The sequence below is a fragment of the Acinetobacter sp. CAU_H_S170_2 genome, assembly GCF_058890445.1.
On the sequence record NZ_JBZYAE010000001.1, the window covers coordinates 2,160,585 to 2,180,357 of the forward strand.

14 protein-coding genes and 3 pseudogenes are annotated in these 19,773 nt (G+C 40.6%); 7 read left to right on the plus strand and 10 right to left on the minus strand.

What is annotated here, in order from left to right; all coding sequences use genetic code 11:
• Window positions 1–129: 129 nt before the first annotated feature.
• The 3 genes from AC5EUN_RS10730 (at window position 130) to AC5EUN_RS10740 (ending at window position 6,733) form a co-directional block, all read left to right on the plus strand.
• Window positions 130–3,006 (plus strand): bifunctional diguanylate cyclase/phosphodiesterase, encoded by a 2,877-nt coding sequence (locus AC5EUN_RS10730; RefSeq protein WP_010326380.1) that lies wholly within the window; start codon window positions 130–132, stop codon window positions 3,004–3,006.
• 140 nt (window positions 3,007–3,146) lie between these two features.
• Window positions 3,147–5,426 carry an NADP-dependent malic enzyme gene (locus AC5EUN_RS10735; RefSeq protein ID WP_010326379.1) on the plus strand — a complete coding sequence of 760 codons (2,280 nt, stop codon included), beginning with the start codon at window positions 3,147–3,149 and terminating at the stop codon, window positions 5,424–5,426.
• An 83-nt stretch (window positions 5,427–5,509) separates the two neighbouring features.
• Window positions 5,510–6,733 (plus strand): multifunctional CCA addition/repair protein, encoded by a 1,224-nt coding sequence (locus AC5EUN_RS10740; protein WP_010326378.1) that lies wholly within the window; start codon window positions 5,510–5,512, stop codon window positions 6,731–6,733.
• 52 nt (window positions 6,734–6,785) lie between these two features.
• Here AC5EUN_RS10740 and epmA read toward each other — a convergent pair whose 3' ends face one another.
• The 3 genes from epmA to AC5EUN_RS10755 all read right to left on the minus strand — a co-directional run bounded on the left by epmA (window position 6,786) and on the right by AC5EUN_RS10755 (window position 9,523).
• Window positions 6,786–7,769, minus strand: a complete 984-nt coding sequence (epmA, locus tag AC5EUN_RS10745; protein WP_010326377.1) for an EF-P lysine aminoacylase EpmA — start codon at window positions 7,767–7,769, stop codon at window positions 6,786–6,788.
• Window positions 7,766–8,833, minus strand: coding sequence for a 4-phosphoerythronate dehydrogenase (locus tag AC5EUN_RS10750; protein ID WP_010326376.1), 1,068 nt, complete (start codon window positions 8,831–8,833; stop codon window positions 7,766–7,768). The genes epmA and AC5EUN_RS10750 overlap by 4 nt, the downstream gene beginning before the upstream one ends.
• A 303-nt stretch (window positions 8,834–9,136) precedes the next feature.
• Entirely contained in the window at window positions 9,137–9,523 is a 387-nt protein-coding gene (locus AC5EUN_RS10755; RefSeq protein WP_010326375.1) for an aromatic hydrocarbon degradation membrane protein, read from the minus strand.
• A gap of 41 nt (window positions 9,524–9,564) precedes the next feature.
• On the opposite strand from AC5EUN_RS10755, the gene AC5EUN_RS10760 reads away from it, so the two are divergent.
• The 4 genes and pseudogenes from AC5EUN_RS10760 to AC5EUN_RS10775 form a co-directional block, all read left to right on the plus strand.
• Window positions 9,565–10,497 carry an IS5-like element ISAha1 family transposase gene (locus AC5EUN_RS10760; protein ID WP_004637176.1) on the plus strand — a complete coding sequence of 311 codons (933 nt, stop codon included), beginning with the start codon at window positions 9,565–9,567 and terminating at the stop codon, window positions 10,495–10,497.
• 336 nt (window positions 10,498–10,833) lie between these two features.
• Window positions 10,834–12,015, plus strand: a complete 1,182-nt coding sequence (locus AC5EUN_RS10765) for a YagK/YfjJ domain-containing protein (RefSeq protein ID WP_253860766.1) — start codon at window positions 10,834–10,836, stop codon at window positions 12,013–12,015.
• Window positions 12,012–13,076, plus strand: a complete 1,065-nt coding sequence (locus AC5EUN_RS10770; protein WP_493352343.1) for a hypothetical protein — start codon at window positions 12,012–12,014, stop codon at window positions 13,074–13,076. The genes AC5EUN_RS10765 and AC5EUN_RS10770 overlap by 4 nt, the downstream gene beginning before the upstream one ends.
• A 291-nt stretch (window positions 13,077–13,367) precedes the next feature.
• Window positions 13,368–13,559 (plus strand): annotated as a pseudogene (locus tag AC5EUN_RS10775) (transposase); the annotation flags it as partial.
• Here AC5EUN_RS10775 and AC5EUN_RS10780 read toward each other — a convergent pair.
• From AC5EUN_RS10780 to AC5EUN_RS10810, 7 genes and pseudogenes are all read right to left on the minus strand, one after another.
• Window positions 13,556–13,816 (minus strand): annotated as a pseudogene (locus AC5EUN_RS10780) (hypothetical protein); the annotation flags it as partial. The pseudogenes AC5EUN_RS10775 and AC5EUN_RS10780 overlap by 4 nt on opposite strands.
• 80 nt (window positions 13,817–13,896) lie before the next feature.
• Window positions 13,897–14,257: pseudogene (locus AC5EUN_RS10785) on the minus strand (hypothetical protein).
• A gap of 20 nt (window positions 14,258–14,277) precedes the next feature.
• Window positions 14,278–15,897, minus strand: coding sequence for an IS66 family transposase (tnpC, locus tag AC5EUN_RS10790; RefSeq protein WP_493352344.1), 1,620 nt, complete (start codon window positions 15,895–15,897; stop codon window positions 14,278–14,280).
• 74 nt (window positions 15,898–15,971) lie between these two features.
• Window positions 15,972–16,307: an IS66 family insertion sequence element accessory protein TnpB gene (gene tnpB / locus AC5EUN_RS10795; RefSeq protein WP_493352345.1), complete on the minus strand. Its 336-nt coding sequence runs from the start codon at window positions 16,305–16,307 to the stop codon at window positions 15,972–15,974.
• A complete protein-coding gene (locus tag AC5EUN_RS10800; protein WP_151711100.1) occupies window positions 16,304–16,690 on the minus strand; it encodes a transposase in 387 nt (128 codons plus the stop codon). Before AC5EUN_RS10800 ends, tnpB begins: the two co-directional genes overlap by 4 nt.
• Before the next feature lie 260 nt (window positions 16,691–16,950).
• Entirely contained in the window at window positions 16,951–17,844 is an 894-nt protein-coding gene (locus tag AC5EUN_RS10805) for a copper resistance protein B (protein ID WP_279731961.1), read from the minus strand.
• Window positions 17,831–19,744 carry a copper resistance system multicopper oxidase gene (locus tag AC5EUN_RS10810; RefSeq protein ID WP_279731960.1) on the minus strand — a complete coding sequence of 638 codons (1,914 nt, stop codon included), beginning with the start codon at window positions 19,742–19,744 and terminating at the stop codon, window positions 17,831–17,833. Before AC5EUN_RS10810 ends, AC5EUN_RS10805 begins: the two co-directional genes overlap by 14 nt.
• Window positions 19,745–19,773 lie beyond the last annotated feature (29 nt).

The window sequence follows — 19,773 nt, forward strand, 5'->3', positions numbered from 1 at the left end:
TGTACAACAATATTACCCTTGACTTATATCAAAATATAAATTGATTGTGTTTTACACAATGTATTTAAATTTGAAAAAAGACACAACACAATGCCATTGGGTCATAAAAAAAATAAGGTTTCGCGATTCATGCCAGATATTTCTACAGAAAATCTTGATCGGCACTTGCAGACTGCGCAAATATCGCATTCCATTAGCCATCTTCGTTTCCTCATCAGTAGTTTACTGATTCTAAATTTTTATATTTTCTGCGCATATCACTATAATTTTTCTCAAGATTCTTTTTATTTTAACCTGTGGTTTTTTGTTTCTGAGTTTATTCTCAGCATTTTTTGGCTCGTGAACACCGTGTATTTCAACCCGAAAAATCACTCTGCCAAACATGCACACCGCTGGATTCAAGGCATCTGTTTAAGTATTGGTCTTTTGGTTGCAGCAGGCGTCGTCTGTATCTATTACTATTTACCCAGCCTATCTGGCAATTTTAACTATACAAATGCCCTACTCTTGTCTGCACTTTTAGTGATTGTCACACAGACCGTTTGCCTTACCTATTTAACGCAGCGCATTAGTTATTTTTGTTTGGTTTTTATTCCGTCCATCACCCCTTATGTCCTCTCGCAATTTATCAACTTCGATGCCAATCACACTCTTTTTCACCTTGCTGTGAACTTTATTCTGATTGTGATTTTGCTCTGTGCCAATGCCACCAACCGTATTAATCAGCACTTATCTCGTCTCTCAATTAAAAATCGAGAGCTCAAAAAAGAAGCTGAAAAACAAGTCTCTTGGACCGATGATTTATGCAAACAGCTACAAAACGAAGTGAATAAATCCAAAGAAATTGAACAACAGTTACAACTGAATAATCAATTGCTTGAGCAAAAAGTACGTGAACGAACCTTTGATGTAAATCAAATCAATAAAGACTTAAAAAATAAGCAAGAAAACCTATCGCTTGCCCATGAAATTTCAGGTATTCGTCCTTGGGATTGGAATATTAAAGATCGGCTCATTTCCCTGACCAATCACAAACAAGAAAAAGTACTTAAAAATTCCACAGAGCATCAACTTCAGCTTCAGTATCTAATTCATCCAAATGATATTGCCCCGTTTAAATCTGCAATGAAAAGTCATTTACGGGGTCATTCAGACCGCTATGAAGCCACTTACCGTGTGCAACACAATAACGGGAAATGGTACTGGGTACATGACACTGGGCGTGTCATTGCTCGCGATCCAATCAATCAAAAACCGTTACAAATGGTCGGTATTCGACGTGACATTCAACATGAAAAAAGCAACCAAGAACGTCTGCGACTAGCAGCGAGCGTACTTGAACAAGCTGAACAAGGGATTTTCATCTTAGATGAAGACCTGCGTTATATCGACGTAAATCCGTTCTTTGAACGTTTGGCTGGCTTTGAAGCTGCACAAATTAATGGCAAACATCTGTTTGATATTGTTGCGAACTATAAGTCGCATCAACGCAGCACACATAACCAAATCATTGGACAGCTCCTAAAAAAAGGCGAATACGACGGTGAACTTAATGAAAAGTTCCTATCAGGCAAAGAGCTGTGTATTTGGATGCATCTGAATGCTATTACCGATGAGCAAGATCGTGTCACACATTATATTGGTATCGTGTCCGATTTAACCGAACGCAAACTGCAAGAACAGCGTTTATCCTATTTAGAAAACTACGATACGCTGACCGACCTACCCAACCGTTTTTACTATAACTATCAGCTTCATCAATATTTGGTTTCTCAACAAGACAGCATTAAACAACTGGCGATTATTCGACTCAATATTGACCGTTTCCGTCCATTGAATGAATTCTTAAGCAATAATGGCGGCGATGAACTGCTGCGCCAAGTTGCCCAGCGCCTTCGTTTAACCAATGCTGAAGCCCTTATGGTGGCTCACTTAAATGGTGACGATTTTGCAATTGTATATGAGGTCTCTCATATTCGCCCCTCCGTTCAGGAACATATCGATCGCATTAACAAAGCCTTTAGTCTACCTTTTGATATTTTTGGTCAAGAGCACATTATTACGCTTTCAATGGGGATTTCGCAGTACCCTGAACATGGTCGTCAACTTGACTACTTAAACAACTGTGCAGAACAAGCACTGAGTGAAGCAAAACGTTTAGGTGGAAATGCGACCAAGTTCTACAGCCTGAGTAATACCGTTGCATTAGAAGAAGGGATTTATTTAGAGCGCGATTTAAGACTAGCGATACAAAACAATGAGTTGGTGGTTTACTACCAACCCAAAATCAACTTTCACGATCAGAAAATTTATGGTTTTGAGGCGTTGGTACGTTGGAACCACCCAAGCAAAGGCATTGTGCCGCCAGGTCTCTTCATTCCGATGGCAGAAAAAACCAGCTTAATTTCAGACATTGGCCGCATTGTAATTTTACAAACCGCAAAGCAAATCAAAGAATGGAATAAATTGGGTTTTGATAATATCTGCGTCTCGGTCAATGTGGTTGCTCAACAATTACAACGTGGACAGCTTTTAAAAGACTTAGATGAGGCTCTTGATCGATACAAAATCAGTGGTAGTAGTCTCGAATTAGAAATTACAGAATCCACTTTGGTTGAAAACTCAGAAGCGGTGAAGAACCTCCTTGAAACCATCAAATCGCGTGGCATTCACATTTCTTTAGATGATTTTGGCACAGGTTATTCATCGCTGTCTTACCTCACTGACTTCCCAATCGATACTTTAAAAATTGATCGAAGCTTCATTTCAAAAATTGGGCACTGCAAACAAGAAGCTATTGTGAGTGCCATGATTGCCATGGGGAAAGCCATGGGTATGACCGTGGTGGCGGAAGGAATTGAGACCGAACAACAACTGAGTTACCTGCAAAACTTAGAATGTGATATCGCGCAAGGTTATTTATTTTCAAAACCTCTTCCACAGCTCGATGCTACCCAATACTTAAGAGATCATCTAGATACGCCCTCTTATACATACTTAATATAAATCAGACTGTTTTAGCTCTAAGTTTGCCTTAAAAAGCACCAGCTATCACTGGGATATACCAGCAACTAATGGTATATTCGGTCTTGTCTACTAAAAAACCACCAGCTCCGCTGGCTAACCCACGCTACAAAGAGATTCAGATGGACGATCAATCATTAAAACAGCAAGCTTTGTATTATCACGAATTTCCAACTCCAGGGAAAATCAGCGTTACACCAAGCAAGCAGCTGGTCAACCAACGTGACTTAGCTTTAGCTTATTCACCAGGTGTTGCTGCACCATGTTTAGAGATTGAACGCGACCCGTCTACTGCGGCGCTTTACACAGCGCGTGGTAACTTAGTTGCTGTGGTCAGTAACGGTACAGCCGTTCTTGGCCTTGGTAACATTGGTCCTTTAGCGTCTAAACCTGTTATGGAAGGTAAAGGCGTACTGTTTAAAAAATTCGCTGGTGTTGACGTTTTTGACATCGAAATTGCAGAAAATGATCCTGACAAAATCGTGGACATTGTCGCTGCATTAGAACCGACTTTTGGTGGTATCAACCTTGAGGACATCAAGGCACCAGAGTGTTTCTATATCGAGCAAAAACTACGTGAACGCATGAACATTCCTGTGTTCCACGACGACCAACATGGTACTTCTATTATTGTCGGTTCTGCTTTGCTAAACGCTTTGCAGTTAAATGGCAAAAAAATTGATGAAATCAAGATTGTTGCTTCAGGCGCAGGTGCTGCAGCATTATCTTGTTTAGATCTTCTTTGTGCAATTGGTGCGAAGAAAGAAAATATCGTTGTGGCTGACTCTCGCGGTCTGCTCACCACGAAACGTGAAGGCTTAGATGAGTCTAAAAAACGTTATGTGCAAGATATCGAAGGCACTCAACTGGCTGACGTGATTGCAGGCGCAGACATGTTCCTTGGTTTATCTGCTGCGGGTATCTTAACCAAAGAAATGGTTAAGGTCATGGCGAAAGATCCGATTATCTTCGCACTTGCTAACCCAGATCCTGAAATTCTTCCTGAACATGCACATGAAGTTCGTGATGACGTGATCATGGCGACAGGTCGTTCAGACTATCCAAACCAAGTGAACAACGCACTTTGCTTCCCTTACATTTTCCGTGGTGCTCTTGATGTAGGTGCAACAACGATCAATGAAGAGATGAAAATCGCATGTGTCTATGCAATTGCGCGTATGGCACACATTGAAGCAGATGCAGCATCTTATGGTGAAAAATCAGCATCTTTTGGTCGTGACTACCTTATTCCACGTCCACTCGATCAACGTCTGATTTTAGAAATTGCACCTGCTGTCGCACAAGCAGCAATGGACTCTGGTGTAGCTGATCGACCAATTCAAGACTTCTCTGCTTATCGTCAGCGTCTGTCTGAGTTTGTCTACAACTCTGCATTTATGATGAAGCCTATTTTTGCTCAAGCAAAATCCGACCCAAAACGTATTGCCTATGCTGAAGGTGAAGACCTACGCGTACTTCGTGCAGTACAAATTGCGGTCGATGAAGATCTTGCAAAACCAATTTTAGTCGGTCGAACTGCGGTTATTGAAGCGAACATTAAAAAGTTAGGCTTACGTCTTGAACATGGTGTGAACATCACGATTGTCGATCAAGAAAAAAATCCTGACTACGAATTGTTTGCAGATGACTACTACACGCTTATGCAGCGTAAAGGTGTAACACCTGAATATGCACAACGTGAAGCACGTCGTCGTTCGACCTTGATCGCGTCGATGTTAGTGAAACATGGTAAAGCAGACGGGATGCTATGTGGTACGTATTCAAGCTACGATATCCACTTAGACTTCGTTAAAAACATCATTGGTAAAAAAGAAGGTCACAACTCTTTCTTTACATTGAATGCTTTAATGCTTGAAGACCGCAACCTGTTTATTGCTGACACTTACATCAACCGTAATCCAACGGCTGAACAACTGGCTGAAATGACTATTTTAGCCGCTGAAGAAGTGCGTCGTTTTGGTATGACACCACGTGTTGCGCTACTATCTCACTCAAGCTTCGGTTCAGACCAGACCGACCCAAGCGCACAAAAAATGCGTAAAGTGTTTGAGATTTTGTCGCAAATCGCGCCAGAACTTGAAGTTGAAGGTGAAATGCATGCGGATGCAGCATTGGATGAAAACATTCGTAGCTTTGCATACTCAAACTCACGCTTCAAAGGTTCTGCGAACCTATTGATCATGCCGAACTTGGATGCAGCCAACATTTCATTTAACCTGTTGAAATCAACGTCAGGTAATAATGTCACCATTGGCCCTATCCTACTGGGTGCAGCAAAGCCAGTTCATATTTTGACACCGACAACCACAACACGTCGTTTAGTGAATATGACTGCACTAACTGTAGCTGAAATTCAAGAAGCGGAGAAAAACGGCGAATAATTGTTTGTCGTTGTACTCGCATCTTGTGACTTGAGAAAACCTCTATTCTGTAGCATGATGGCTGTAAGAGTAGAGGTTTTTTCATGCAAGTTTATTTAGTAGGCGGTGCGGTCCGAGATCAGCTTCTGGGTCACCCCTATCACGAAAAAGATTATGTAGTTGTCGGTGCAATGCCTGAACAACTGCTTGCCCAAGGTTTCCAACCTGTAGGTAAAGATTTTCCTGTTTTTTTACATCCTGAAACCAAAGATGAATATGCGCTGGCACGCACCGAACGTAAGTCAGGGCATGGTTATCATGGCTTTGAGTTTTATACCGACAGTACCGTTACCCTAGAACAAGATTTAATTCGACGCGACCTCACCATCAATGCCATCGCCATGGATGATGAAGGCACACTGTATGACCCCTATGGTGGCCAGCGCGACTTAGAGCTGCGTGTTTTAAGGCATGTTTCTGATGCTTTCGTAGAAGACCCTCTACGCGTCCTCCGTGTTGCACGATTTGCTGCACGTTATAAAACCCTAGGATTTACGGTAGCCGAAGAAACGTTGGCACTGATGCAGCAACTCGCAGACTCGGGTGAACTGGAGGCACTAACTCCTGAACGCATTTGGAAAGAAACCTCTCGTGCTCTGATGGAAGATCATGCCGATGAATACTTTGAAGTGCTACGTCGCTGTGGTGCTTTAAAAGTACTTTTTCCAGAAATCGCGGCACTTTACGGTATTCCACAGCGCCCTGAGTATCACCCTGAAATTGACTGCGGTATTCATACCATGATGTCATTGCAGCAAGCATGTCGTGCCAACTACGCATTGGATGTTCGTTTTGCTGTTTTAGTGCATGACTTAGGCAAAGCTTTGACACCTGTGGACGAGCTACCGCGTCATATCATGCATGAAGAACGTGGGGTCAAACCTGTGACAGAAGTGTGTGAACGTCTAAAAGTTCCAACGCAGATGAAACAGCTCGCAATTACGGTCTGTAAAGAACATTTGAAATGTCATCAAGCTCTAACCTTAAAACCAGGCACTTTATGGCGCTTACTGCAACGCTTAGATGTACTACGTCGTCCAGAACGGGTTGAAGCCTTTGTGCAGGCCTGTGAATGTGACTCACGTGGTCGTTTAGGGCTTGAAGATCGTGAATACCCACAGTCGGCATATATTTTAAAGGTGATGGATGTTGTGCGAAATATCAAAGCACAAGACCTACCTGCGGATATTAAAGGCCCGGATATCGGTGAAATGCTGATTGAACGTCGAATACACGCAATTGGAGAACTGAAGGCTCAATACAGTTAAACCTTGATCGACTCAAATAAAGCGCCACAATCGGCGCTTTATTTAATTTCACTTAAGAAATGGATGCGGGAAAGGTAATCACCTTTTCCAACTGCATGTGTTCTGTTGCAATCATTAACAAACGATCCACACCTAAAGCAATACCTGCACATGCGGTCATTTGAGGCAAAGCAGTCAATAAAAACTCATCAATTGGCATCACATGTAAGCCTAATTTTTCACGTTCAGCATTATCGGCTTCAAAACGCGAACGCAACACCTCTGCGTCGATCAACTCATCATAAGCATTGGCGAGTTCCAAACCTTCAATATACAGCTCAAAACGTGCTGCAACCAATTCACCGTCTTCATCCGTTTTAGTTTTGGCAAGCGAGGCTAGCTCTGGTGGAAAATCGGTTAGAAATACGGGCGTATCAAAACCTAGACTTGGTTCTACAAAATGTGAAAAGAGCAAATCGATATAGCCAAGTCGGTCATCGCCCAAGTCCAAATTTAAACCTACGCGATTACAACAGTCTTTTAACTCTTTCAAACTGGCTTGCAGTGGGTTCAAATCCAAACGATCCATAAACGCATGCTTATAGCTCAAAATGGTAGGGCGAACCTCACCAAAACGCTGCTTTAATGTGACATTCAATAAATCTGTCACTTCAAACATCAAATCCTTCAAACTGAAATTCGGTCTATACCATTCCAGCATGGTAAATTCACTATTGTGTTTACGACCATGTTCATCATCACGGAAAACTTTACAGATTTGATAAATCGGCCCACTACCACTGGCCAATAAACGCTTCATGGCAAACTCAGGTGAGGTCTGCAAATAATGCGTTTGTTGTTTGCCTTGTACATGGCGCTGCGCTTGAACCGAAGCCAAATGCACATCGGTCACACCAGCTTGAGATAAAACCGGGGTTTCAACCTCAAGCACTTCACGTTCAGCAAAAAACTGACGAATTTGGCTATACATTTGCGCACGCGCTCGCATGGCTTTTAAGTCACAGGTTGGCTGATAATGGATCACGTCCTGACTCATGCCTTCGGCCCTCCATGTGCAGCCCATTCACGGCGTAATGGATAGGTCTTTCTTAAATGATCAAAGGCTTTTTGGTCAATCATTCCCTCTTTTAAGCAAGCACGTAAGGCTTGGTCATCTCGTGCAATCGGGTAGATTTCCCTTAAATGCTGTTGAAGTGCAGATTTCAAATCTTGCCCTTCAAAATATTGAGCACATACAGGCAACTGCGACTCGAAGCTTTTATCTGCTTCAAATTGGAAAGTTTTACAGAAAGCCTCATAGATCATTTGTGTACCACGCGCTTTGCCTTCTAAGCTATAACCTGCGATATGTGGTGTCACCAGACTCACAGCATTCAACACTTGTTCAGAAATCACAGGCTCATGCTCAAAGACATCTAGTACCACTTTGCGCTGCGTTTTTTCGATGTCGGCCAATAAAGCTTGCTCTTCAATCACAGGCCCACGTGCAGAATTAATCAATATTGCTGTCGCTTTCATCGCAGCGAAAGCTTCGGCGTTGAATAAATGATAGGTTGGATGTGGTCCTGTTTTGGTTAAAGGTACATGCAATGAAATTGCATCGGCAGTGCTTAATAGGGTATTTAAATTGACCTGCTGAATCGTATCTTGCTGTACAAAAGGATCATGACCGATCACATTCCAGCCCAATAGTTTGGCCATATAAGCTAAGCGAGAACCGACATTTCCTAGACCAATGATCCCTAAAGTAAAACTTTCTTCAGCATTCAGCAATGCTGGCTTGAGATGGAGCAAAGCCGTAATCACATATTCAGCCACCGCCTGTGCATTACAACCTGCAGCATTCGCCCATTGAATATTCTGCTTTTCAATAGCGTTAATATCTAAGTGGTCTGTACCAATCGTTGCACTACCCACATATTGAAGTGTGGTGTTATTGATTAATGCTGGATTGACTTGAGTTACGGAACGCACCAACAGTGCTTTGGCATCTACAACATCGGCATGCGTTAAAGTACGCCCTGCTTTGTGCTCAACTTCACCAAATTCGGCAAAAAAATAATCGGTAAATGCGAGATTTTCATCTGCCACGATTTTCATAATGTCTTCCAACGCTTTGTTGACTCTATGATAACCGTTGCACAAGCTCAACACTATGTTGCTCTGCAATACATCTGAATAAACAGTCACGATGTTTCATCTTCATGGTAAAAAACCGAATACTTTAAAGAATTGTTTAATATAGATTTACTTCGTTCAAAATACTGAAAAATATAAAGTCAACTCCGTAAACGCTATGATAGTACAAACAACTAGACAAATAATTTAATACTGTTATAAAAAAACCTTCTCCCAACATTTCAGAGAGAAGGCAAAACCTCAAGCAAGTAATAAGCGAGATAATTATTTAGATTTATAAGAGAGTTTCATCCCCACGATATAGCCTGTATTGTCCTCAAACTCGCCAACAATACGACGATCCGAAGTTTCACCTTCCGCATCACCAAACCACATATAGCGACCACCTACGCTGAAAGCCATTTTTTGACTAATATTGTATTTAGCAGCCAAACCAGCACCCCAATAACCCTTCACAGGACCTAAAGTTGGTGCGGGGTCACCTGCACCTGAGTCCCATAAACCAGAGACTGCAATTGCTAAATTTGGCGACAATTGTTTGCCTAATCCAATTTCGACTGCCATTTGATCTTCAGAATAATCAACTAAAGGTAAACCTTTACCTAAAGCTTCTGTCGTTGCTGCTTTCAGTACTGGTGGGCTTTGTTGCACAAACCTATCTCTAAAGGCTTATTCCACAATATAATTCTCAAATGAATAAGCCCACACCTAAAATCTATCGTACAACCAATTGGTCTTCTTATAACAGTGCATTAATAAATCGAGGAAATCTCTCAATTTGGTTTGATCCCAAGACTCAATGGTACGCTCAACCCAAAGGTAAACATGGTCGAAATCAAACTTATTCAGATACAGCCATCCAATGCTGTTTAATGATCAAATCCTTATTTCGTCTTTCTTTACGCATGGTCACTGGCTTTGTGCAAAGTCTCATTCATCTTTGTAGATTAGATTGGACAGCACCAGACTATTCCACCATCTGCAGAAGACAAAAGCATATTGATATTGCAATTAACTATCAAAAAAGCAGTAATGGTCTCCAGCTACTCGTCGATTCTACTGGCTTAAAGTTTCTAGGCGAAGGTGAATGGAAGCGTAAGAAACACCAACCTGAATATCGTCGCCAATGGCGTAAACTTCATATTGGTATAGATGCTGAAACCCTTCAAATACGCGCTATTCAACTCACTACAAATAATGTGAGTGATTCACAAGTGCTTGGTGATTTACTCGATCAGATTCCACAAGATGAGCAGATTGACTCTGTCTATACTGATGGGGCTTATGACACCAAGCAATGCCGTCAAGTAATTGCAGACCGACAAGCACATGCGGTGATTCCGCCAAGAAAAAATGCGAAACCTTGGAAAGATACAAAGACCAGCTCGCTAGAGCGAAATGAATTACTTCGAACAGTTAAACGTTTAGGAAGAACAATATGGAAAAATTGGTCAGGCTATCATCGCAGAAGTCTGATAGAAACCAAGATGCATTGCATCAAATTATTAGGCGATAAACTCCGTGCGAGAAACTTTCAAAGCCAAGTCAATGAGATTCATGCACGTGTGGCCGTATTAAATAAATTTACAGATTTAGGTCGACCTCACACCCAAGTTGCCACTTAAATTTAGATAACTTGGAAGAAGTTTAGCTTTTGAATGTTTGTGCAACAAAGCCTATATTTACTATTACTCTATATCTATAAATCAAAGAATATTCTATCTATTTATAGATGATCAGTAGTTTTAAAGTATTCAGCTACATCAATGTTCATGTTACCCGACAAGTTATTGATGTATTGGCAATACTGGTGAAGTAAATACGATCATAGTTTATTCTAAATTAGCTGAACCAACCTTACATCCCATCATGGATACTGCGCTAAACAGTATCCATTGGATGCCTATACCCAGAATACTGATCACAGTTGCGCTTTTAACTTTAAATCGAGTTTAATTTATATGCGCATTATAAATGTAAATGCTGGTCGACATATGGGAACACATGACCAATGGCTCCAGCAATTTGAAACCGAACTGCAAATTACTCCAGTCAACGATGGTTTTAAAACCACCTTTTTAGTAAATTCACAGGATAACATCCTAGCTCCTGCTATAGGGAAAGCTAAACTGGTCAAACAGTTCAAAAAACGTAACTTCCCTGAAGTCATAACTGAAACGAAAATACTATCGAATGGTCGGTATGGCTTTGCCGTCAAACACCATGCTCAAATGAGTAATTTACCTTCTGATATTGCAGAACTTATAAACTATTCTACGCTTTCAGACATTATCAGCGGTCTTGATATTCAGGCATTTGATTATGCACTAAGCCAGATGTCAGAGGATGAATTAGATCTTCTACGTAATGGCACACCTCTACCTTCCAGTCTAAAGGAGAATTTGCTCCCGTACATTAATGCAATAAATAAGTTTATTGGATTAATTCGTGCCTTTTTTCGTCGCCCGAACATCAGACGCAAAGTTTACGATGAGCGGAAGAATCTGAAAAAAAATAAGTCTCGAATGATCGAAATGTTCAACTCTTTAATTGAACGGTATTCGCGTGTAGTCGTTGTTCGACTTGATTTATATCTCAAGCATAAACCTAAAACATTACTGCAAACCTGTTTCAAAACTGAAGATTGTTTATCTAAAAATGATTTCGATGCATTTAAAAAGTGTGTTGAACAACTACTAGAAAACAAGCGGCATAATCCTGTGTTGAAACAAGCCATCGGTTATATTTTTCGTTTTGAATATACGCCAAGACGTGGATTCCATCTGCATACATTCTGGTTTTTCAATGGGAATAAAAATCAGGAAGACATTAGCCTCGCACAAGGTATTGAAAAGCTTTGGAAAAAAGTGACCAATGATCAAGGTTATGCCTACATCTGTAATATGCGGAAGCATACTTACGAAAACTGTTTTTTAGGCACGATTGAATACAATCAATCGCAGAAAAGAAAGTGGCTTGAAGACGGCTTTGATTATCTCTGTAAAACCAGCCAGTTATTCATTTTCAGCAATATGAAAAATGGAAGACGTTTCCAGATTAGTCAGCCTTTAAAACCACAGACTCGTGGCCGTCCGAGAAAAAACCACCTAGAACTCAATGCCTTTGCGGGAGATGAAGCATGATTAGATTACAGCCTGACGAATCCTATGCATCTCTACTCAGTACTCACCATATCACTCAAGCGTATATCCAGCCTTTTATTGGCTATATACCCAATAATCGCCCTCCTGTTGGCTTGGATGATTATCTGAAGTTGTATTCTATGATTACTGAAAATAAGACTTTTAAGATTATCTCTAAACAACCAACTTACGACTATCTGGTGCCTCATGTTTATCTAACGCCCAAGGGTGTTAATTTACTCAAGATTATTCAAGATATTCCGATTAATCCTTTTCTGACGGGTAAATTTTCAGATGTGATCATCAGACCTGAAATAAAGCTGATGGTTGATTTACTGTACAAGCACAGACTCATTGACTTTCCACTTGGATTGTATCAACAGTTTGAAGCAGTTGTTGATGGCTTCTGTCAGGATCTGAAAGTGAGGTCTAAAACACGAGATTTTGTGAGCTTGAAAAATCACTGGGATTCTTCATTTAGCAACTCTAGGAAGGCTTATAATCGTTTTGAAGAAGCTGTCTTATGTAACAATCCAATGTTTCAGGTTCATTCATTGCTTGTTTCTGCTGAGTTTATGAATGTTGATGATTTTTCAATGGATCAGAAAACATTTAGTCCTGTAACTGTTGAGGATATGCTGCGGGCCACGTCGAGTAAAATTATCGAAGCAGTGTGGGCTAACAATGCTGAAAATCACACTCTAGGTATTTTGTCGAAACAGGAAACGACTATTCGAGGTTTTAAGAGTATTCGGCTCATATTTTTTGTAGCACGCGAAGATACCGACTTTACCCCTTTTGCTGAATCTCAACTTTATACAGATGTTGAACCTTTTGAATTCCGAGAAGGGAAAACCAGTGTTGCGTGGAGTGATATTGCCTGCATGAACTCAGGGGTAGAGCCTTTGGTTTATGGTATAGAATCCAATTTTTACGATACAAATCAGAACTACATTGGTATGCGTCTTACCACTTTAAAATACAGTTTGATTGGTCCTGAATATTGGGTTCGATTTAAGTACACCAATACAACGTTTAAAGTCGAAAAAAGTTCATATTAATCAATTATTTTATGATTAATAACATTCGTGTAACCCTGAAAGTTTCGGCTTTCGGGGTTTTAAGTTATGCGTAATTTCACCTGTATTGTGTTGAAGTTATTCGACTTCACTTAAACATTCTAACTATTTTAAGGTCTGTTGACATTTACTATGCAAAAAATAGCGAGAAAGCGATATTTAATCGCCAAACCAAATCTACTTCTCACTATGCCTCGTACAATGCTGACTGATCAACACTGGTTGAATCGTACCGAGATTGTAGGAGGCCATTTTTCTTGAGCAAATAAGTCTATGACAAAATCAAAATATCCCCTAGAAATCAAAGAACGAGCAGTTCATTTACTTCTCGAATCTGAAAAAAATTATTCATCAACTTAGGCAGTAATCACAGCGATTGCTCCTAAATTCGGCTGTACACCCGAAACACTTCGTCGTTGGCATCAGAAGTACCTCGATCAACAGAATCCTGTCAAAGTACAGCGAAGCCATACCGATGCTACTTTTTGACGTAACTCAATACGAAGAATTTCTGTTTGAGCGTTAGCTGAAACCATATTCTCAGCGCCTTCAATCTGAGCGCTATTGATCCTTAGAGTAGGTGCATATTGCTCAGCAAGCTTCAACGCTGTATCCAAAGTCAATGGCTAGGATAAGCATGACCATAACTCAAGATAAAAATAGATTGTCGTAATTGAGCATCCATCCCATTTTAGGGACAGCTTTTCTTTATTAAAGTTCATATTTTTAGCTCTAAAATAATGTACACTCGCACGTGCAGAACATCCATAGAAAATTCAATGAATGATGATTAGTCATCAAATTAATTAGAGCGTGGAGGTTTCCATAAATTGGAAGGATCAAATGAGGTGAAATTTTGATTTAATGGAGAAAAAGTAGACTGTTCCGCAGGGGAAGAAACCATAGATTGCAAAACACCTAGCACTATAGATATATATGCAATTTTAGAAAATGACATAATACAATCTTGCTTAGACATACATGATGAATCATGTATTTGCTTCTTAATCTGTACATCAGCTTTCATACAATCTATGTGCATAGTACTTGCTTTTTCATGATCTTTAGAATTCATCATTTGCATGGATTGCATATTGAGATGACATTAAATATGGACTATGTACAGATGCAGTGGCGGCTGTCGATCCTACGATGGTAAGCATCCAGTGAAACCCGCTTGAACTCAAGCAGGCTTCCAGTTATGTGGCAGTAGCGCTTCAATATCTTTCATTTTATGTGTCGGCAGCCTTTTCAGCACATCACTTAAATAAGCATACGGATCTAAGCCATTCAGCTTGGCTGACTGGATTAAAGTCATGATATTGGCAGCACGTTGGCCACTACGCAGTGATCCTGCAAATAGCCAATTCTTTCTGCCTAAAGCCCATGGGTGCATTTGATTTTCAACCCAATTATTACAAATAGGCAAATTCCCATCATCTAAATAGCGGCTTAAGGCAGACCAGCGTTTTAGACTGTAATTGATGGCTTTCGCTGCAGGCGAACTCTTGGATACTTTATCCTGATGCTCTTCTAGCCAGGCATACAGTTGTCGCATGATCGGTTGACTGTCCTGTTGCCTTCGCTGGTGGCGTTGTTCGGCACTACAGTTTGGTAACTCTCTTAATTCCGCTTCAATTTGGTAAAGCTGTTGAATCAATTGCAGGGCTTGTTCGGCAATGAAACTTTTCTTCGTCACATGCAGTTCGTGAAATTTACGACGCGCATGCGCCATGCAACCCACTTCGATGACCTGACCTGTTTTAAAGCGTGCCTTATAACCACTGTAATCATCACAGACCAAATGACCTTGCCAGCCTGTCAGGAAATCTTCAGCATGTTGACCTGATCGACTCGGCTGGAAGTCATAAATAACCGCCTGAATGGGATTGTATTGTGTGGTGGCATAGGCCCAGACATAACCTTTCTTCGGTTTTTTCTCATCATCACCTAGCTGCATGATGGTGACCGGTGTTTCGTCCGCATGAATCACCTGTTGCTGCAATATGATCTGTTTTAAGGCTTCTGCCAATGGCTCCAGCTCAACCCCGCAGCGACCTATCCAGTCCGATAATGTGGATCTAGACAGATCAACACCTGCGCGCAGAAAGATCTGGCGTTGGCGATACAGAGGTAAATGATCGGCATATTTGGACACCAGCACATGGCTGAGCAGTTCAGGACTGGCAATGCCTTTATCAATCACATAAGCAGGCATCGCTTGCTGCGTCAAGGTATCACACTGATCACAGACCCATTTACCACGGATATGCTGTTCCTTATAGAACTGTGCCGGTCTGAAATTCAATTTCTCGCTGATATCTTCACCAATACGACGTAATTGGCAGCCACAGGCACATTTTGTCGATGCGGGTTCATGCTCAATACGAAGGGTTAGCAGGTGATCCGGTAGCGGTCGACGTTTAGGTTTGTTGACTGGGGCTTTTTGTGCAGCTGCATCAGTTTTATCCGCATTTAGCCGTTCCAGTTCCAGATCAACGGCTGCGATATCTTCTTCAACGGCTTCATCCCACAGATGGATTTGTTTTGCTGTGAGATGTTCATTCTTCTGAGCGAATTTGTGCCGTTTAAACAGCGCCAGTTCATGCTCGTATTTTTGGTTGAGAATGGAAAGATGTTGAACTTTAGAATCTAAATGCTGATTGGTGACTTCAAGATGTTGAACTCTGGCATCTAATTGCTGATTTGATTGTGCCAGAGACTGATGCTGCATCGCCAACTGTCTGGTAAATTCCAGCAATTGTTCATGGCTCAGTTGGGTTAAATCAGGCAATGTATTCATGACCGCAGTATGCCTGAGGTCATGACAAGAATGAAATAGAACATTCGGAGAATAGCAGAATGCACACGTCTGGTTTAGAGCAGAGTGACCACCTGTTGTTGTCCAATGCGCTGCCAGGGCAAGCCCTGAATCAATGCCTGTAACTGTTCTGCACTGATGCTCATCGTTTCACCCTGATGAATCTTCGCCCAGTGGAACTTTCCTTGTTCCAATCTCCGGGCACACAGCCAAATCCCCAGACCATCATGCAGCAACACTTTCATACGATGGCCACGTTTATTACAGAACAGGTAGGCACAATGCGGTTTGATTGAGCCAAAGGTTTTCATGATCTGGGCCATGGCCGTATCTATACCCGCACGCATATCCATGGGTTGGGTAGCGAGCCAGATTTCATCAATGCGGATCATGTCGCCAGTGCCTTGAGTAATTCTGCCAAAGCGGACATTTCTGATCCCTGCCATTTCAACCCGATCTCTATGTTCGAATCAGGCAAAGTAATGTGAACGGGTAGCATTGCTATAGTGGATGGATTGAACGCTGCAGGGTAAGGCAATGCAATAAATGTGGGCTTGGGTGGTGCCGAGTTGTCCAGAGCTTGTTCGCCATCCAAAAGGCGAATCCATTTACATACGAGATTTGCATTCAGTCCATGCTGCAAGGCGACTGAGGCGATGGATGTGTTGGGTACTCTACAGGCTTGAACAATACTATTTTTAAATTCAGTACTGTATGTTCTTCGCTTTCTAGGAGCAGATGCAGATATTGTTGATGCATGGGTAATTGTGGTCATGAATTAAGTCCCCACTTAAAAATAAGTGGGGACTAACATAAGGCTAATTCGATAGATTGGTAAGGAGCTGCTTTACCGGATGCTTACCTACGATGAGGATTGCAAATGATAAAAACAGCGAAAGGCATGTTTTTAACCAGCGCATAAAATCATGACCAAAATTTAAGCTTTTTTAGTTTTACAGATTTAGAAAAATTAACAACTTTATTCATTAAAAATAGCAGGCCCTAGGGCCTGCTATTTTTAATATCGAGACAAAATTAAAAAACTAATTCAATACCTGCACCATATAGCCATCCCTTTTCAGAATCTGTTGCTTCTTGAAAAGGAGTTGATTTTTGTCCTTTCTCATATTGATAAGCTATATCAACAAATGGTCTGATACGCTTGGTAATTTCGTATCGAGTTTTGATACCAGTTTTTAATTCTGATAAACCAGACTTTGCAGCAAAATCAGAATTATCATTAAGCACAATATCTGCTGCAATATATGGCTGAGTAATTAGCTTTTGAGTGAGTAATAAATCTCGATCAAACTCAAAACTGGCTCCCCAAAAATTATTTTCACCACCATAAAGGTAAGCTTTTGTCTCAAAGAAATAAGGAGCAAGACCTAATAATCCAATAACGCCATCAATGCGATTACTATTACGGTTATTTTTGTCCTCACTATACCTTACCCCAGCTTGAACATCCCAAAATGGTGCAACATTTCTACTGTAAAGAGCTGATACATCATAATTGGGATCATTACTCTCTGCTTTATTCAGATTGGCTTCAACAAACATTCGATTTTCATCTGTTCCAATCAATGTTTCGAAACTCGAACCTAAACTGCCTTTACCATCTTTATCAACTATCCACTCATTGGAAAATTTAGTTGTTTGGTAAATCTGCCCACCATGCTCGTTCAGATGTTTATCATGATTTTGGCTAAGAGTTAAAGTTTCAATTCCTTTGTCTTTTGAAGTTTTTTGAGCAACATTGCGTTCAACATAACCTAATCCGCCTGATTCTCTTAAAAGCACATTCATACTTGAAGTACTCTTATTTAGATTTTCAGTCGAATTATCATTCGCAAATGCCATACCTGCTAAACCAATTAAAGCAACTGATAAAAGTGTTTTTGAAAAAAGTTTTTTAATGGTTTGCATGTTGATTCACTCCCTTATCATTTGCATGGGGTTGGGCAACGATACTTTTTGAATCAACATCATTGCTATCTACATTTGCCACAATGAGTTTGTTCATCATTCCAGCTGCCATGTGATATAACAAATGGCAGTGGATAGCCCATTCACCTAATTCATCAGCAGTAAGTAAAGTTGTAACTGTTTTCCCCGGTGGCACAATGATCGTGTGTTTATTTGGCATATTACTTGGATCTTGACCATTTTCAAGCTGCATAAACATACCGTGCAAGTGCATTGGGTGAGCCATCATACTGTCATTCACAAATTTCAAGCGTATACGTTCCCCATATTTCACTTTGAATGGTTCTGTTTCATTAAACTTCTTACCATTAATTGTCCAAATGTAGCGCTCCATATTCCCACCAAGACGGATTTCCATTTCACGTTCAGGGGCACGAGTATCTGGTTGAGGATTTAGAGATTGTAAGTCACTATACTGGAGTGCTTTTTGACCAACGGGTGTTGAAGCATTCGCCCAACCATATACAACATCACCATTCTTTTCTTGTGTAGATGCATTAGATGTAGTCATTTGCATGCTATGGTTCATACCTGACATAGATTGATCTTTTGAACTACCTGTCATAGATGACATATCGTGATCCATGCCTTTCATTGAAGACATATCTTGATCCATGCCTTTCATTGAAGACATGTCATGATCCATACCTTTCATCGAAGACATGTCATGATCCATACCTTTCATCGAAGACATGTCGTGATTCATGCCCTTCATTGAAGACATATCGTGATCCATGCCCGCCATAGACGACATATCATGCCCCATCCCCATATCTTCCATAGTTAATAAAGAACGAGGACGTGACTTCGGCATTTTGATTTGATTTATTGGAGGAGTATTTTCATCATGTAATGAACCAACTGAAAAGCCACTCCTATCAATTGATTCTGCTTCAATTTGATAATTTGATTGTTTAGGTTCTACGATGACATCATACGTTTCAGCCGTTCCTATTCTGAATTCATCAACAGGAACAGGTTTCACTGGCTGCCCATCTGCACTGACTACCGTCATTTTCAAGTTAGGGATTCTGACGTCAAAGAATGACATTGCTGAGGCATTAATGAACCGAAGACGTACTTTTTCACCCGTCTTAAAATTACCAATCCAATTTTGTTCTGGAGTCTTACCATTCATCAAAAAAGTATATTTTGTCACATCAGACATATCAGTCTTGAGCATTCGCATCTGGTTCCACATCGAACGGTCTTGCCATGTCGCTTTTAGGCCATTTCTTTTGACCTGTTTTAGTACATCAAATACGGTTTCACGACGATTCTGATAATAATCAGCTTCTTTTTTAAGATTTTTCATAATCTGTCCGCTAGTAGAATTATGAAAATCAGAAAGTAGTACTACATAATCTTTGTCAGCTTTTTCTTCTGGTGACAAAGGTACTTTATTCTTTGGGTAAATGACTAACGGACCATACAAGCCCTCTTGCTCTTGACCTTTACTGTGAGAATGGTACCAATAAGTACCATTTTGACGAACCTTGAATTTATATTCGTAAGTTTTGTTAGGAGCAATACCATCAAACTGATTAAATCCAGGTACTCCATCCATGATGCCAGGCAAAATTAAACCATGCCAATGAATAGAAGAATCTTGGTTTTTTAACTTGTTATGAACACGAATAATCGCCTCATCACCCTCTTCAAATTCAAGAAGGGGGGCCACAAATTTGCCATTTACTGTGATTCTCTTTAAAGGCTTTCCAGTTATATTTACTGTTTGCTCAGCGATGGTTAAATCATATTCTTTAACAGCAGCCATCACCCAAGTCGACGAAAATAAACCAATTCCTATTAGGAGGACATGACTTAATTTTTTAGACATTTATTTCACCTATCTAATATTTAGTTAAA

Bases quoted from the DNA above. Each gene is read 5' to 3' on its own strand.
- AC5EUN_RS10730 (WP_010326380.1), top strand. From the start codon at position 130: ATGCCAGATATTTCTACAGAAAATCTTGATCGGCACTTGCAGACTGCG.
- AC5EUN_RS10735 (WP_010326379.1), top strand. From the start codon at position 3,147: ATGGACGATCAATCATTAAAACAGCAAGCTTTGTATTATCACGAATTT.
- AC5EUN_RS10740 (WP_010326378.1), top strand. From the start codon at position 5,510: ATGCAAGTTTATTTAGTAGGCGGTGCGGTCCGAGATCAGCTTCTGGGT.
- epmA (WP_010326377.1), bottom strand. From the start codon at position 7,769: ATGAGTCAGGACGTGATCCATTATCAGCCAACCTGTGACTTAAAAGCC.
- AC5EUN_RS10750 (WP_010326376.1), bottom strand. From the start codon at position 8,833: ATGAAAATCGTGGCAGATGAAAATCTCGCATTTACCGATTATTTTTTT.
- AC5EUN_RS10760 (WP_004637176.1), top strand. From the start codon at position 9,565: ATGAATAAGCCCACACCTAAAATCTATCGTACAACCAATTGGTCTTCT.
- AC5EUN_RS10765 (WP_253860766.1), top strand. From the start codon at position 10,834: ATGCGCATTATAAATGTAAATGCTGGTCGACATATGGGAACACATGAC.
- AC5EUN_RS10770 (WP_493352343.1), top strand. From the start codon at position 12,012: ATGATTAGATTACAGCCTGACGAATCCTATGCATCTCTACTCAGTACT.
- tnpC (WP_493352344.1), bottom strand. From the start codon at position 15,897: ATGAATACATTGCCTGATTTAACCCAACTGAGCCATGAACAATTGCTG.
- tnpB (WP_493352345.1), bottom strand. From the start codon at position 16,307: ATGATCCGCATTGATGAAATCTGGCTCGCTACCCAACCCATGGATATG.
- AC5EUN_RS10800 (WP_151711100.1), bottom strand. From the start codon at position 16,690: ATGACCACAATTACCCATGCATCAACAATATCTGCATCTGCTCCTAGA.
- AC5EUN_RS10805 (WP_279731961.1), bottom strand. From the start codon at position 17,844: ATGCAAACCATTAAAAAACTTTTTTCAAAAACACTTTTATCAGTTGCT.
- AC5EUN_RS10810 (WP_279731960.1), bottom strand. From the start codon at position 19,744: ATGTCTAAAAAATTAAGTCATGTCCTCCTAATAGGAATTGGTTTATTT.